This is a genomic window from Melittangium boletus DSM 14713 (assembly GCF_002305855.1).
Classification (GTDB): domain Bacteria; phylum Myxococcota; class Myxococcia; order Myxococcales; family Myxococcaceae; genus Cystobacter; species Cystobacter boletus.
The window spans coordinates 480896-495894 of sequence record NZ_CP022163.1; the positions used below are offsets into that span (position 1 = coordinate 480896).

The following is a 14999-nucleotide window of genomic DNA, read 5'->3' on the forward strand; positions in this document are numbered from 1 at the left end:
GTGCTCATAGGAGGCAGAAGCGGCGAAGCCAACGGCCCATGTTTTTTCTGTCGAAGATCGAGGTCAGACCAATCGTTTCCTCGGGCAAGTAAGGCGCGAGGAGACGGGCGAGAGCCCTGTATTGGGGGACGTCAAGACCCTCGCGGGTATCCATGGGATTGGGCCACTCCTCCAGGGTGAGGAGCAGACGCTCTCCCTCCAGGGGTTGGAAGGAGACCTCGGGGAAAGGAAGTTCGCGGCGCAGCGCCTCGATGCCTCCGAGTTGCCCGAGAAGGGGCTGCCCGAGGAATGTAAGCCAATAGGCACCTCGCGCGCCGGTGCCAATACACCGACTGGTTCCGTTGATGTCGTAGAGGTCCAACCCCCAGTAACGTTCGATGAGGGGAAGTAACTTCTCGCGCTGCGCATACCAACGCACGTCGGGAGAAACGAAGGCTAGACTGACGTAACCGGAGCTGAACGGGAGATCACGAGACAGTTCGATGGCCAGGGCTCGAACCTTTTCCGGGCCGTGCTCCAAGAGGTATTCCGTGGGCAGCGAGAAAGCAATGGCACTGGCTGCTTTCTCGTCATGGAAACGCAGGGGGTCGAGTTGGTAGCCAGCATATTCGAAGTTGTAGCCACCCACCTCCTGCTCGAATTGCCACAAACTGACGTGACAGGCCTGTCCCCAGGGCCTCTCCAGGATTCTCCAATGGATATGCGCCCAGCCTTGTTCATCCAGCGGCCGCAACTCACTCTCCGGGTCTATATACCAGCCTGGAACTCCCGACGGGATGGCACGCAGATAGGTCTGGAGCGAGTTCCAAACCGCCTGATTGATCTCCGTATGCTTGCGCCGGATGAAGAAACACAGGACTAGACCATCGAGGACTTTGGGTCTTCCATTGTCCTCCCTCACTCGAATAACAGGATAGCGGACACTCATCGAAAAATCCCCCGCGGGGACATCAGCACAGCTTCTCCACCCAGCGCTTCCTTATAGACTATCTTTTGATTTGAACCAGAATAGGCGCTCTTGTCGCCGTAATTCGTCCATATAGGCTCTCGACCTTCGGGACAGGGAAACTTGAGGTCCAGAATCAGTATCGCCCGGAGAAGATCACGGTCCGCATGGAGGACGACATCGGGTTTGATGGTGCCCCACAACTTGTCGCCACAATCCTCGTCGAAAAAGCGCTGTTCGTCCGCCCGGCTGATCGTCTCGATGACATTGGCATGAGAGTAGAAACGGTACCGCTGCTCAATGCTGACAGGAGCAGGCCAGAGCTCACGCAGGATGTCTTGCATGCAGGCGAGGGCTCGTGCGTGTTTCAGGTTGCCCAATTCCATGGCCTGGGTGATGGGTCTTCCACACCTATCCACAGCAACCACTCGATGACAGTCGGAGGAATCCGGGCTTCTGTTCCCAAATCGCTCGAAGTTGATTTCACGCTCCGCGCGTTGGACACATTCCAGGAGGAATGCCTCCACCCGGCTGAGTTCATCCTCATCGTGCTGGAACAGGGCGAGCAAGGCGGGCGCCAGACGGGCGAGCTGGGAGGCAGCGGCCTTGACGGCGGACGACGTGGCAACGCCTCTCGCTCCCGTTACGGAGGCGGCATGGCGCATGCGGCCCGCCGTCTCCGAGTCCAAGCGCAGGGACCCACCGGCATAGCCAGAGCGACGCGGGTGGGCCGCACAGGAGACGAGCAGGGCACAGGCCAACAGCAAAGGGGTGAATCGGAAACTGTCGCGGCGCGGAGGGAGCGGCATGGGGTTCTCTGGTGAATATCAGCATCCACACCGTGGAACTCGCTGACACGTGCTCACAGGCAGAAGCGGCGAAGCCAACGGCCCATGTTCTTCCTGTCGAAGATCGAGGTCAGACCAATCGTTTCCTCGGGCAAGTAGGGCTCGAGGAGACGGGCGAGAGCCCTGTATTGGGGAACGTCAAGACCCTCGCGGGTATCCATGGGACTGGGCCACTCCTCCAGGGTGAGGAGCAGACGCTCTCCCTCCAGGGGTTGGAAGGAGACCTCGGGGAAAGGGAGTTCGCGACGTAGCGCCTCGATGCCTCCGAGCTGCCCGAGAAGGGGCTGCCCGAGGAAGGTGAGCCAATAGGCACCTCGCGCGCCGGTGCCAATACACCGACTGGTTCTGCCGATGAGGTAGAGGTCCAACCCCCAGTAACGTTCGATGAGGGGGAGCATCTTCTCGCGCCGCGCATACCAGCTCCCGCTGAACGAAACGAAGGCCAGACTGGCGTAACCGGAGCTGAACGGGAGCTCACGAGACAGTTCGAGGGCCAGGGCTCGAACCTTTTCCGGGCCGTGCTCCAAGAGGTATTCCGTGGGCAGCGAGAAAGCAATGGCACTGGCTGCTTTCTCATCATGGAAACGCAGAGGGTCGAGTTGGTAGCCAGCATATTCGAAGTTGTAGCCACTCGCCGCGACCTCGAACTGACACAGCTCGACGTGACAGGCCAGCGCCCGGGTTCTCTCCAGGATTTGCCAATGGACATGCGCCCAACCTTTCTCATCCAGTGGCTGCATCTCCCCATCTGGGTCCACATACCATTCGAGCGCTCCGGCGGGGATGGCATTCAAATAGGTCCGTAAAGAACGCCAGACCGCGTCCTTGATCTCCGAGTGCTTGCGCCGGATGAAGAAACACAGGAGGAGACCATCGAGGACGCGGAGATGCCCATCGTCCGACCGCACTCGTATGACAGGGTAACGGATGTTCATTCGAAAATCCCCCGAGGAGACAGCAGCAAAGCCTCTCCGCCCAGCGCTTCCTTATAAATTTGGCTCTGATCGAATCCAGTGTAGGCGCTCTTGTCGCCGTATTTCGTCCACCTGGGCTCTCTATCTTCGGGACAGGGAAACTTGAGCTCCAGAACCAGTATCGCTCGAAGAAGATCGTAATCCGCGTGGAGAACGACGTCGGGCTTGATGGTGCCCCGCAACTCGCCAATACAATCCCCGTCCAGAAGGCGCTGCTCTTCCGCGCGACTGATCGTCTCGATGACATTGGCATGAGAGTAGTAGCGGTACCGCTGCTCAATACTGACAGAAGCAGGCCAGAGTTCACGCAGGATGTCGTGCATGCAGGCGAGGGCTCGTGCGTGTTTCAAGTTGCCCAATTCCATGGCCTGGGAGACGGGTCTTCCACACCTGTCCACGCCCACCACTCGATGGCAGTCAGCGGAATTCGGGCTTCTGTTCCCAAAGCGCTCGAAGTTGATTTCACGCTCCGCGCGCTGGACACATTCCAGGAGGAATGTCTCCACCCGGCTGAGTTCATCCTCATCGTGCTGGAACAGGGCGAGCAAGGCGGGCGCCAGACGGGCGAGCTGGGAGGCAGCGGCCTTGACGGCGGACGACGTGGCAACGCCTCTCGCTCCCGTTACGGAGGCGGCATGGCGCATGCGGCCCGCCGTCTCCGAGTCCAAGCGCAGGGACCCACCGGAATAGCCGGAGCGACGCGGGTGGGCCGCGCAGGAGACGAGCAGGGAACAGGCCAACAGCAAAGGGGTGAATCGGAAACTGTCGCGGCGCGGAGGGAGCGGCATGGGGTTCTCTGGTGAATATATGTGGTGCAGCGGGAGCGACACGGCATCATCGAGGGAACGACGAGCGTTGGAGGAAAACATGCCCGGTGAATCCATCTACGCCTCCCTCCCCGCCTCCAAGCACGAGGCCGTGGCGGAGGCCATCCGGAAGACGTTCGGAAGCGAGGCGTCCGTGTCCCTGACGCCGCTGCACGGCGGCTACTCCGGCGCTCCCGTGCTCAAGCTCACCGTCGCGGGCCAACCCCATGTGCTGCGCGTCATCCACGCGCCCTCGCCGCTCAACGATCCCAAGCGACACTTCGCCTGCATGACGACCGCCGCCGAGCAGGGCATCGCCCCACCCGTGCTCTTCGCGGATGCCCAGACGGGCGTCTGCATCACCGGCTTCATCGACACCCAACCCCTCCGGCCCGCGCTCCAGGCGGACTCGAGCCAGGTGGCGCACTTCGGCGAGCTGCTGCGCCGCCTCCATACCGGGCCCGCGTTTCCCGTCTTCCTGGATGGGCTCCAGATGATTCAGGGCGGCGTGGGCACGCTGGTGGGCGCGAAATACCCCATCCCCGAGCTCGTCCAGACCTTCCTCACCCGCTTCGAGACGGTCCAGACGGCGCTGCGGCCCCACCTGACGCTGGCGCCGTGCCACAACGACCTCAACCCCAACAACCTGCTCTTCGATGGCACCCGGCTGTGGCTCGTCGACTGGGAGACGGCCTGCATGGGGGATCCCTACATGGACCTCACCACGACGCTGCTCTGGTTCGGCTTCTCGCCCGAGCAGGAGGACACCCTGTTGCGCGCCTACTGGGGGGCGGCGCCCACGCCCTGGCAGCGCGCCAGGCTGGAGGTGACACGGCAGGTGTCGCGGTGCTTCTACGCCGTCGTCTTCCTGCTGGTCGCGCTCCAGAACGGCCAGCGGCCGCCCGCCACCCTTCCCTCTCGGGAACAACTGCCGTCCTGGCCCGAGGCACGCCGGGCCATGGGCACGAGCACGCTCGCGGACCACGGCCCGGACTTCCGTTTCAGGCTCAGCCTCGTGCTCGCCAAGGATTCGCTCGACGCGATGGAGCGGCCGGAGTTCGCCCAGGCGCTCCAGCTCCTGGAGACGGCCCGCGCGCCCTAGCGCTTGTAGGTGTCCACGGCCTTGCGACCCACGGCGGGGTCATCCGTGAAGAAGCCGTCGATGCCCGCCTTGAGGTAGGCCTGGATCTCCTTCACCGCGCCCTCCTCGGCGCGCACGCTGTCCGCGCCCTCGACCTTCAGGGGCGCGGGCATGAAGCTGTTCTCCGGCCGGAAGGTGTAGGGGTGCACGAGCAGCTTCGCCGCGTGGGCGTTGCGCACGAGCGGGCTCGGCGGGAGGAACGCGCCGGAGCTGTCCACGTCGATGATGCTGCGCTTGTAGGGGCCCACGCCGTTCGCGTAGGTGGCGATCTCCTTCATGCCCTCCTCCGTCATCAGGTCGGCGTAGGTGCGCGCGTCGCCCGCCTTGACGAAGTCGTAGGGCTTCTTGTTCGCCTCCTCCATCAACTGCACCAGCTTCCAGTTGGGCTGCGAGGCGCCCAGCTTCGTGCGGAGTTCCTTCAGGTTCGCCACCTCGAAGGACTGGAGGTAGACGGTGGCGGTCGCCTTCGTGAAGTCATCCGCCTTCAGCGTCTCGATGAGCTTGTCCTCCAGCGGCAGCCCGATGGACTGGAAGTAGGTCGGGTGCTTGGTCTCCGGGTAGAGGGCGATGGTGCGGCCCGTGCTGGCCGACAGCTCCCTGGCCAGGGCGATCACCTCGGTGAGGGTGGGGATCTCGTACTGGTCGTCGAACTGCGTGTTGCCCGGGCGAATCGCGGGAATGCGCTCGCGCGCACGCAGCGTCTTGAGCTCCTCCAGGGTGAAGTCCTCGGTGAACCAGCCCTCGAGCGTCATGCCGTCGACGACCTTGGTCTTCTTGCGATCCGCGAACTCGGGTTTGGCCGAGACGTTGGTCGTGTCGTTGATCAGGTTCTCGTGACGGGCCACGAGATGCCCGTCCTTCGTCGACACGAGATCCGGCTCGATGATGTCCGCCCCGTCCTCCACCGCCTTGCGGTAGCTCGCCAGCGTGTGCTCCGGACGCAGGGCACTGGCCCCCCGATGGCCCACCACGAGGATCTTCTCGGCGAGCGGGGGCGTGGTGTCGGGCGTGGTGGGCTCGGGAGTGCCCGCGGGCGGAGTCGTCCCCCCGCCACAGGCCACCAGGGTCAGGGAACAAACAGCGGCGAAGGACCACACGGAACGAAGCGAGGGGCGGTGAAAGGAAGGCATTGGCACGGGCATCTCCTGGTCCGAGGACACATGCGTCCTGAGCGGCCAGGGGAATAACACTCTCGGGTGACATCCAAGTGAAGACCCATTCCTTACGCAGTGCGTCTTCTCGCGGAGCCCGTCGGGGCGCGAGGCGTGAGGCCTCCCGCCCAGCAGACAGCCGAGTCCGACCCGTCAGCGCTTGCGCCAGTTCATCACCCTCGCGAGGAACACGGTGCCAAAGACAAGCACCGTGAAGGCCGCCGTGTAGCCGAGGAAGATGAGCCAGCCGGTGGTGGTGCCTGGAATGCCCACGGACGGGCTCATGTCCTGGAACTGCGCACCGGAGAAGAAGCCACACGCGAGGCTCACCGGCAGGAAGACGAACACCAGCAGGCCCACCATCCGGTCGAACTGGTCCCGCTTGTACTGGTCCAGCTCCGAGGCCTGGTCCTTCATGGCCTCCACCGTCTCCTGCAGACCATGCAACGAATGCCAGGCGAGGTAGCGCGCGTTGACGTCGGGGTCCTCGCTCACGCGCGTGTGCCAGAGGGAATTGGTGAAGAGCATCACGTCGGAGCGGACACTGCGCGCGGGCCGCAGGCTCTGCCAGCGGGAGGTGCGGTAGCGCTGCTCCACCTCGGCCATGCGCCGGCTCGTCTCGAAGGCCGAGTAGCGCTGGCCCATGGTGAGCAGGAAGAGGAGGAAGTCGCGATCCGTGGCGAGCGGTCCCCGCTCCTCCTCCTCGATGAGGAATTCGAGCCGGGCGCCTCCCGTCGAGCTCAGCCAGTGCTCCGTCTCCCCGGCGGCGTCGCGCAGCACGCGCCGGCTCTCCGCCGCGGCCTCCGAGGGCAACTTCTCCAGGGTGGGCGCCGTCCCCGAGGCGAGCGCGTGGAAGAGCCCCTGCATGGAGCGCGAGTCATCCAGCATGGACGAGCGGCCACGGGAGATGCGGTAGGCGCCGTAGACGAACCAGCGCTCGGCGCCCAGGGGCGCGAGCCAGGGCGCCAGGGCCCGGAGGGGTTCCAGGTCCCACAAGCCCCGCCCCTCGACGAGCTCCGCCTGCTCGTGCGCGAGCGCGTACAACGAGGTGGCCGTCCGCCGGGGCCGGGCCACCCACACGGCCACGAGCCGGTTGGGGTAGACGGAGACATGAACGGTGTGGCCCTCGGTGGGCTTCTCGTAGTGCAGGACGTCCGCCTCGTCCGTGGCGCCGAGGAAGGAATTGATGACCGCGGGGTGGAAGGCCACGCCCTGGGCGGACAGGTCGCAGCGGCGAAAGCCCCGGGACACCAGCTCCGCGTCCGGCGCTGGTCCCCTCCAGAGAAAGGGCCGGGCGAAGACGGTATGGGACTTCAAGACGTGGACGCGCCGGCCCACGTTGAAGCGGCTCCACAGGTGCTCCCACAGCTCGCGGCGCGACAACCTGCTGCCCGAGTAGGGCCCGGCCACCATCGTCGTGCGGCCCGTCGGGCTCGCGTAGCCATCCGAATACCAGGGGTCGGAGTAGTCGTTGGGTTGGCGCTCGAAGCGCCGCGCGCCACGCGTCCGGGGCGAGCCATCCGGCAGCCGGGGGCCCTCGAGCTCATCCAATGCCCCCGCCAGGTCCCCCAGCGTCCCCGCGCGCTCGGGTGTGATCGAGAAGGAATGCCAGGGCCGGGATTGATCCGTCCGCGAGATGTGGAGGGCCATGAAGTCGAAGCCCTGGCCGTAGTGGGTGTGGGTGGAATCGCCTCGCGCGAGCAACCGCAGGACGGTGACGTCCTGGAAGGAGGACAGGAAGAGCGCGTCCACCCGCCGGGGAGGCGCGTCCTCGTCGTCTCCGAGGGGGATGTCGAGCTGCACGCACTGGGCGCGCGACAGCTCGGCGCGGTAGAGCAGCTCGTCCGCCTTGAGCCGCCGGGAAACGGTCGCGGGAATGAGTCTGTCGGGCAGCCGCGCCAGCTCCGCGGGCAGGTGGACCGTCTCCAGCACGCGGGCCATCAGCTCCAACACCTCGCGGGTGGGCCGAGCCGTCTCCGAGGGCCAGAGCTTCAGGGCGGCGTAGAACACCGTGCCCAGGGCGCACTCGTATTCACCCACCGTCTCGGTATGGCCCTGCTCCCACTCGCCCACGTACTCGGTGAGTGCATCGGCCCCCTCGGGCCAGGCGCCATGCAACAGCCGGTAGACGGCGAGCAGGGTGGCGCAGAGGACGTCGAGGGTGTGCACCAGGGGGACGCGCAGGGTGAGCGGTTCCTCGCGCAACCGGGGCGACAGGGCATCGAGCGGGTCGGCGGACAGCAGGACGGCCCCCGTGGAGGAGCGCACCGAGCGGCGCGTCCATTGCGGCAACTTCCACGACAGCATGTGGGGGTGAGCCGGCAGGGCCTCGCCGCGGGAGCCCACGCTGATGAACAACTCCCGCGTCCGGGGCTCCACCCCGGGCGCGGCCTTCTCACTGCTCCACCGGACCTGTTCCTCGTTCAGGAGGAACTCCACCAGTTGCCGCACCTTCGCATCCATGGAGCGCCTTATAGGCGCATCTACCCTGGCGCGCGCGTGGGGTCGAGGCGCAACACCGACCCTTCGTCGGAGCCCACGAAGGCCTCGTCCGAGGCCTGTTGCCGCCAACGCTCCAGCGCGCGCCGCTGCTGCTCGGCTCGGTGGATGAGGACGTTGAAGTCGAAGCGGCCCAGGCGCGCGTCCCGGCTCGCCAGCCGCCGCAAGGTGCGCCACATGGACAGCCGCCCCTCGGTGCCCAGGCTGAGCGCTTCCAGCGCCACCAGGCGGCTCAGGGGCGAATAGCTCATCAGGCGGCCGTTGAACTTCAGCCGGCCCAGCTTCTCTCCCACCCAGGCCGCGCCCTGCTTGAGCACGTCCCGCTTGAGGTCCAGCGCCAGCATCACGCTCTTGAGCGTGGCGCGCTCCGCCTGGAGTTCATCCACCAGGCTCGCCAGGAATCCCCCCACGGGATGATCTTCATTCTCCGCGTGGGAACGCCGTGCCAGCTCCAGGCCCAGCACGGAGCCCATGAGATGGTCGTTCAGATAGATTCGCAGCAGGTCCAGATTCACGCCGCCCTCCTCGTGCATGTCGGGGTCGCCGGGAAAAGTCGGCATGCCGGGAGTGCGGCGCAGCAGGGTCCGCCCGTGAACTCGAGGAGCAGGCGGCGGAGCGTGCTCCTCGCCGGCCTACTGGGCCGCGTCCGGGTAGCGGAAGGACATGGGCACCTTCACGTCCGGGTGCAGGCTCCGGGACACGGGGCAGCCATGCGCCACCTCTTCCAGCCGGGCGCGGTGCGCGGCGGAGAGGCCCGCGGGCATGTCGATCTCCAGCACCAACTCACCGATGCGCCGCGGAGGAGGCGTCATCCGCTTCTCCACCCGCGCGCGGGTCTCGCCCAGGGGGATGCCCTCCCGGGAAGCGGCCAGCGCCATCGTGGTGAGCATACACGAGGCGAGCGCCGCGCTCATGAGATCCGTGGGCGAGAAGGAGCCACCGGTGCCCCCATTGTCCTTGGGGGCCTCGGTGGTGATGTGCGTGCCGGAGGGGCCGTGTTGCAACTTGCAGTGGAATCCCGGCGCGCTCGCGACGGTCATCACGACACCGGTGGGGGCGGAAGTGGGCTGGCTCATGGTCATTGGCTCCTTTGGAAATCGAGCGTGAGGACTAACGCACGTAGGTCTCGTGCGCCTCCGCATCGGGCTTCGGCTCGTCGGGGCTCCAGTCGATCGTCTTGAGGAGCGACTTGTGGCGCTTCTTCACGTCCGCGTCGAGGAAGGCCACCGCCTCCTGCATCACGTCCATCAGCCGGCGCGGCTTGCGCTTCATCTTCGAGTCGCTCAGCAGCGCGTGGGTGAGCCACGGGAAGACGGCCGTGACATCGGTGTGCACGTACATGGAGCCCGCCTCCACGGCCTCGATGGAGACCTTGCCCCAGGTGTGGCCCTCGCCCGCGGGGCAGCTCGACAGCGCGCCGTTGTCCACCGGATCCACGCAGAACTGCACGTCGATGTCGAAGCCGTCCGTGGGCACGCCCAGGATTTGATCCAGCAGCGGCTCGCCCTGCAGCGTGTAGTTCTTGGGCACGCCACCGCCGAGGATCCAGATGGCCAGCTTCTTGGAGAAGTGGTGGCGGCAGTAGTGCTGGATCGCGGACATCCAATAGACGTCGTCGTTGATGTCGATCTCGAACTTGAACTCGGCGCCGAGCATGCGCTTGAGCTTGACGGCGTTGAGGAAGATGGAGCCGTCCTGCACCGCGCCCACGAAGATGGGCACCGCGTGCTTGTAGCAGGTGGACAGGAGCGAGGGCTGCTTCACGCCGAGCTGCTTCTCGATGGCGGCGATGTTCTTGCCCAGCAGGTAGTGGAACTCCGGCGTGGTCATCTTGCGCTGGAACTCGGGGCGGCGCAGCAGCGCGGAGAAGAGCCGGTCGGTGTCCAGCAGCGCCTCTTCCCAGAAGCCCAGGTCGTAGATGCGGATGATGCGCGCCAGGCGGTACTGCAGGTCACCCGCGTTGGGGTTCACCTCGCGGATGGCGTGGCCGATGATGCGGTGGGCATCGTGGTAGAGGTTGGCGCCGGTGGTGGTGAGCGCCGAGATGATGCCCTTCTCGATGAGCGGGATGATGCAGCTCTGGTGCAGGCCGGCGGGCGTCATCGCTCCGGAGAGCGTGAGGAAGATGGAGGCGTCGACCTCCATGGAGCGGCGCATCAGCTCGAAGGCGGTGCGTTCCTGGCGGCCCACATAGGCCGAGAAGGCGTGCGCGAGGAGCTCGGCGGGAGACTCCTTGCCGGTGATGGGGCGAGGGTCCGCCTTGCGCGCCCCCGAGTAATGAGCGCGCAGGTTCTTCTTGGAGCTGGAAGGGGTCTTGGCCATGGCGCGCCGATCTACCACCCCCCATGCGCCGAGGGGAGTCCGGGTTTACTTGCGCTTCTTCGCCTTGCCATCCTCGGGGGTGCCCAGCAGCCGCTCGCGTACCTGCTCGGCGCTCAGGTGGCCGGTGTCCGCGACGACGCAGGAGACGAACGCCAGGTCCGCCAGGGCCCTCAGCGCCCGGGCCCGCACCGCGTCGTCATCGGAGGAGAGCGCCTCGGACGCGGCGGCCACATAGCTGCTCGCCAGGGACTCGAAGAGGTACACGCGGTTCTCGACGGTATCGTCCTTGGCCATGGGGCCCTCCGGGTTGCATGCTGCATCCTAGGGACGGCGGCGAGCGCCCTTCAACCCGAGCACCAGGGAGCCCACCGTGATTGATCTGCATTCCCACACCACCGCGAGCGATGGCCAACACTCGCCCACGGACCTGGTGGCCCTGGCGGCCCAGGCCGGGGTGACGGCGCTGGCGGTGACGGACCACGACACGGTGGAGGGCCTGGCGGAAGCCACGGAGGCGGCGCGGGCGCGCGGCGTGGAGTTGGTGCCGGGCATCGAGCTGTCGGCGTTCGTGAACAAGCGCGAGGTGCACATCCTCGGACACTTCGTGCGGCCGGACTTCCCCGCCCTGGCGCAATACGCGGCGCGACTCCGGGTGGAGCGGGAAGAACGGATGGTGCGAATGGTGGAACGGCTCCAGGGCATGGGCTTTCCCCTCCAGATGGAGGAGGTGCGGGCGCTCGCGGGCGGCGCCCAGCTGGGCCGGCCCCACCTGGCGCGGGTGATGGTGGAGCGGCGCTGGTGCCTCGACGTGAAGCAGGCCTTCGACCGTTTCCTCGGGGCGGGAAAACCCGCCTGGGTGGAGCGTTTCAAGCTGGACGGCAAGGACGCCATCCACCTCATCCACCAGGCCGGAGGGACCGCGACCCTGGCGCATCCGGGAAGTTCGAAACTGGAGCGTTACGACATCCTGCTCCTGGCTCGCGCGGGGCTGGATGGCCTGGAGGCCCTACACTCGGACCACAACCCGAGCGTTCAGCAGCGGTACATGAAGTTCGCCAAGGAGTTCGATCTGGTTCCCACCGGAGGCAGTGACTTCCATGGGGAGCAGGTGACACCCGGACGGCGCCCGGGGGATTCTCCCACTCCGGCGGAAAACTTCGCGCGGCTGCGCGCACGGGCCTCCAACCCGCATCCACGAACGAGCTGAGCATGCAATTGAATACCCCAAACGCGCTGAGGGAGCGTCTGTCACGCCCGGCCACCTATAAGGATGGAATCCCCATCCTGCCCGGCGCGCTGCCCCTGGTGGGCCACGTGCCGTTCAATCTCGGTGACACCCTCACCTTCCTGCGCGAGGCCGCCCACCAGGTGGGCCCCTTGTTCTGGATGCGCAACCTCGGCTCCGAGACGCAGCTGGTGTGCATGGGCGAGCCGGGCTTCGAGCTGCTCAAGAACCGGGTGACCAGCAGCGAGTTCATCCGCGAGCAGGCGCCGGACTTCATCGGGGACGCGCTCCTGTCGCGCGATGGCGCGCCGCACCGCAGCCTGCGCACGGCCATGAGCGGGCCCTTCACCCCCCGGGGACTGACCTCCAGCGGGGCCTCCGCGCTCTCCGCCGAGGTCATCGAGGCGAGCCTCGCGAAGCTGCCCTCGGGACCCTTCTCGCTGCTCGCGGAGACGCAGCGGCTGGCGCTCGACATCATCTTCCGCATCATGGGCATCGACCGCTCCGAGCTGGACGCGTTCAACCACCACTACCGGGAGTTCGTGCTCGGGGCCTTCCCCGTGAAGATCACCGTTCCCTTCGGGCCCTATTGGCGCTCCGTGCGGGGGCGGCGCTGGCTCGATGAGCGCTTCTCCCGGCTCATCGTGGCGGCACGCGGCAGAACGGACATGAAGGGCACGCTCGCGGCACTGCTGGCGGCGCGGGACGAGCAGGGGCAGGAACTCAAGGAGGTGGACCTCGTGCAGAACCTGCGGCTCGTGGCCCTCGCGGGACACGAGACCTCCGCCTCGGTGATGGCCTGGCTGGGCATCGTGCTCGCCCAGCGGCCCGACCTCTGGCGGCAGCTTCGCGAGGAGGCGGAGGCGGCGCCCGCCCTGCCCCAATCCCCCGAGGACCTCAAGCGCCACCCCTTCGCCGAGGCGATGTTCCGCGAGGTGCTGCGGCTCTACCCACCCCTGTCGGCGACCGCTCGGCAGGCCACCGAGGACCTCACCCTGCATGGCAAGCACGTCCCCAAGGGCACCATGGTGACCGTCCCCGTGGGCGTCTACGGCTTCGATCCGGCGATCTTCCCGGACCCCGAGCGCTTCGATCCCTCGCGATGGATGGGCCGGCGGTTGCCCCCCTCCGCCATCGAGACGGCGCCCTTCGGAGGCGGCCCCCACTTCTGCCTGGGCTACCACCTGGCGTGGATGGAGGTGGTGCAATTCGCCACGGGGTTCGCGCGGGAGCTGGCGCGCCGGGGATTGCGGCCCCGGATCGCACCGGGCTCCGCGCCCGCCAAGCTGCGCTATCTGCCCTTCGGTCAGCCGCCGAAGAAGACGCGCATCGAGCTGGTGCCGGCCTGAGCGGCCGGAGCGTCAGCGGTCGCGCGCCACCTTGAACTTGCTGGTGAGCACGGTGAGGCTGTCCGCCACGGTCTGCAGATCCTGCGCGATGCGGGTGGTGCGGCCCGTGGCGTCCACGCCCTGCTTCACCAGCTCCGCCACGTTGCGAGCCCCCTGCACGGCCTGCTCGCTCGACTGACGCTGCTGCCGCGTGGCGATGGTGATCTGCCGCGCGGCCTCGCTCGTGCCGCGCGCCAGCTCCACGATGCGCTGGAACACGGCCGAGGCCTGCTCGGCCACCTCCACCCCGCGGTCGCTCGTCGCCATGCCCACGCGCGCCTTGCTGGCCGCCTCGTTGCCGGAGTCCTGCACCTTCTCCACGATGCGCGCGATGTCCCGCGCCGAGGCGGACACGCTCTCGGCCAGCTTGCGCATCTCGGCGGCCACGAGCGAGAAGCCCCGGCCCACCTCGCCCGCCTTGGTGCCCTCCAGCGCCGCGTTGAGCGCCAACAGATCCGAGCGCTCCGCCACCTGATTGATGACCTGGGCGATCTTCGACACCTGCTGCAGATCCTGATTGAGGCCCACGATGGCGTCGGCCACGCCCTTGGACTCCATGCGGATGTCGTTGATGCCCGCCACCACCTGCGCCACCACCGCCATCGCCTCGGCCACCGCCTCGTGCGTGCGCCGCGCGCTGGACTCCACCACCTCCGTGGAGCTGGAGATCTGCTCCGCGGTGCGGCTGAGCTCCTCGAAGGTGGCGGCGATCTGCTGGGCATACGCCGCCTGCTGGTTGATGACGTGCTCCTGGTCCGCCGAGGCGCCCGTGAGCCCCCGCGAGGCGCTGGACAGTTGCTCCAGACGCGTGAGCAGCTCGGACACCGTGCCGCGCAGCGTGCCCAGCATCTCGTTGAAGGAGTACGCCATCATGCGCACCTCGCCGGCGGAGGCCACGTCCACCTCGCTCAGCGACATGTCACCCTGGGCCACCTCGCGCGCCGCCTGCGTCATGCGCGTCACCGGCTCGGCGATGGCGCGCCCGATGAAGAAGGAGATGAACAGGCCCACCACCAGCGCGCCCAGGTACACGAGGATCGTGGAGCCACGCAGGGCCGCCGCCTCCACCGACACCCGGGTCGGATCCATTCCCAGGACATAGGTGTAGCCGCCCGGCAGGCGGCAGAACGCCACGGGAGCACCTTGCACGCGCCGGACCGCGCACTCCGGGCCCTCCCCGTCGATCCCCCTCAAGCCCCGGGGCGGATCACCCCGCTCGGTGAGCACCTCTCCCTGGGGTCCGATCACCGTCTGGAAGGACACGTCCGCCGACTGCTCCACATACGCCACGATGCGCGGCAGCAGGTTGAGCATGCGCGCTTCCATCTCCCGCGCGTTCGCCGGGGGCGCGGGGGAGAACACGTTCGACGAGGGCGCGGAGTGGCCCTGCTCGATCAACAGGGTGAGCTCGTGCGAGACGAACCCCCCCAGGGTACGTGCGCGCTCCTCGAGCTTCTGCATGCCCTGGTGCCACTGTTGCTTGGGAAAGTAGAACCCGCTGAACAGGGCGACGGCGAGGCTGGGGACCAGCACCGCGAACGCCACCTGCCAGCGAAGACTAAGCCGACCCCACATGCCCGGCGCCACTCCTGTCTGATCGCACGACGCGTCGGGCAAGGACCCTAGGCCCCCGGTGCTTGGAGCGTCAAACCCCTTGGCGGACGCCCCCTTGCATGGCGGGGAAGGACCACCGGGGCGG

The 14999-nt window shown here is 66.9% G+C and carries 14 protein-coding genes; 3 read left to right on the plus strand and 11 right to left on the minus strand.

Features of this window, described 5'->3' with window-relative positions; genetic code table 11:
• Positions 1-4: 4 nt before the first annotated feature.
• The 4 genes from MEBOL_RS02035 to MEBOL_RS02050 form a co-directional block, all read right to left on the minus strand.
• Positions 5-928 (minus strand): type VI immunity family protein, encoded by a 924-nt coding sequence (locus MEBOL_RS02035; protein ID WP_095975831.1) that lies wholly within the window; start codon positions 926-928, stop codon positions 5-7.
• A complete protein-coding gene (locus MEBOL_RS02040) occupies positions 925-1611 on the minus strand; it encodes a hypothetical protein (RefSeq protein WP_095975832.1) in 687 nt (228 codons plus the stop codon). The genes MEBOL_RS02035 and MEBOL_RS02040 overlap by 4 nt, the downstream gene beginning before the upstream one ends.
• 197 nt (positions 1612-1808) lie before the next feature.
• On the minus strand, positions 1809-2729 hold the full coding sequence (locus MEBOL_RS02045; protein WP_095975833.1) for a type VI immunity family protein: 921 nt from the start codon (positions 2727-2729) through the stop codon (positions 1809-1811).
• The gene (locus MEBOL_RS02050; RefSeq protein WP_245919373.1) at positions 2726-3637 is read right to left on the minus strand and encodes a hypothetical protein; all 912 of its coding nucleotides are present in this window, start codon (positions 3635-3637) and stop codon (positions 2726-2728) included. The genes MEBOL_RS02045 and MEBOL_RS02050 overlap by 4 nt, the downstream gene beginning before the upstream one ends.
• Here MEBOL_RS02050 and MEBOL_RS02055 point away from each other — a divergent pair.
• A complete protein-coding gene (locus tag MEBOL_RS02055) occupies positions 3636-4676 on the plus strand; it encodes a phosphotransferase (RefSeq protein WP_157774716.1) in 1041 nt (346 codons plus the stop codon). The genes MEBOL_RS02050 and MEBOL_RS02055 overlap by 2 nt on opposite strands.
• Here MEBOL_RS02055 and MEBOL_RS02060 read toward each other — a convergent pair.
• The 6 genes from MEBOL_RS02060 to MEBOL_RS02085 all read right to left on the minus strand — a co-directional run bounded on the left by MEBOL_RS02060 (position 4673) and on the right by MEBOL_RS02085 (position 10981).
• Positions 4673-5845, minus strand: a complete 1173-nt coding sequence (locus tag MEBOL_RS02060) for a glycerophosphodiester phosphodiesterase (RefSeq protein ID WP_095975835.1) — start codon at positions 5843-5845, stop codon at positions 4673-4675. The genes MEBOL_RS02055 and MEBOL_RS02060 overlap by 4 nt on opposite strands.
• A 174-nt stretch (positions 5846-6019) precedes the next feature.
• The gene (locus tag MEBOL_RS02065; RefSeq protein ID WP_095975836.1) at positions 6020-8329 is read right to left on the minus strand and encodes a hypothetical protein; all 2310 of its coding nucleotides are present in this window, start codon (positions 8327-8329) and stop codon (positions 6020-6022) included.
• A 20-nt stretch (positions 8330-8349) separates the two neighbouring features.
• Entirely contained in the window at positions 8350-8925 is a 576-nt protein-coding gene (locus MEBOL_RS02070) for a hypothetical protein (protein WP_245919375.1), read from the minus strand.
• A gap of 72 nt (positions 8926-8997) precedes the next feature.
• Positions 8998-9441 carry an OsmC family protein gene (locus tag MEBOL_RS02075; protein ID WP_095982527.1) on the minus strand — a complete coding sequence of 148 codons (444 nt, stop codon included), beginning with the start codon at positions 9439-9441 and terminating at the stop codon, positions 8998-9000.
• 34 nt (positions 9442-9475) lie between these two features.
• Complete coding sequence (locus tag MEBOL_RS02080; protein WP_095975837.1) at positions 9476-10687, minus strand: deoxyhypusine synthase family protein; 1212 nt, start codon at positions 10685-10687, stop codon at positions 9476-9478.
• Positions 10688-10732: 45 nt separating this feature from the next.
• Positions 10733-10981: a hypothetical protein gene (locus tag MEBOL_RS02085; protein ID WP_095975838.1), complete on the minus strand. Its 249-nt coding sequence runs from the start codon at positions 10979-10981 to the stop codon at positions 10733-10735.
• 76 nt (positions 10982-11057) lie between these two features.
• Between MEBOL_RS02085 and MEBOL_RS02090 the strand changes: the two genes are divergently transcribed.
• On the plus strand, positions 11058-11894 hold the full coding sequence (locus MEBOL_RS02090) for a PHP domain-containing protein (protein WP_095975839.1): 837 nt from the start codon (positions 11058-11060) through the stop codon (positions 11892-11894).
• 2 nt (positions 11895-11896) lie between these two features.
• A complete protein-coding gene (locus MEBOL_RS02095; RefSeq protein WP_095975840.1) occupies positions 11897-13261 on the plus strand; it encodes a cytochrome P450 in 1365 nt (454 codons plus the stop codon).
• A gap of 12 nt (positions 13262-13273) precedes the next feature.
• On the opposite strand, the gene MEBOL_RS02100 is transcribed toward MEBOL_RS02095, so the two are convergent.
• Entirely contained in the window at positions 13274-14875 is a 1602-nt protein-coding gene (locus MEBOL_RS02100) for a methyl-accepting chemotaxis protein (protein WP_095975841.1), read from the minus strand.
• Positions 14876-14999: the final 124 nt, after the last annotated feature.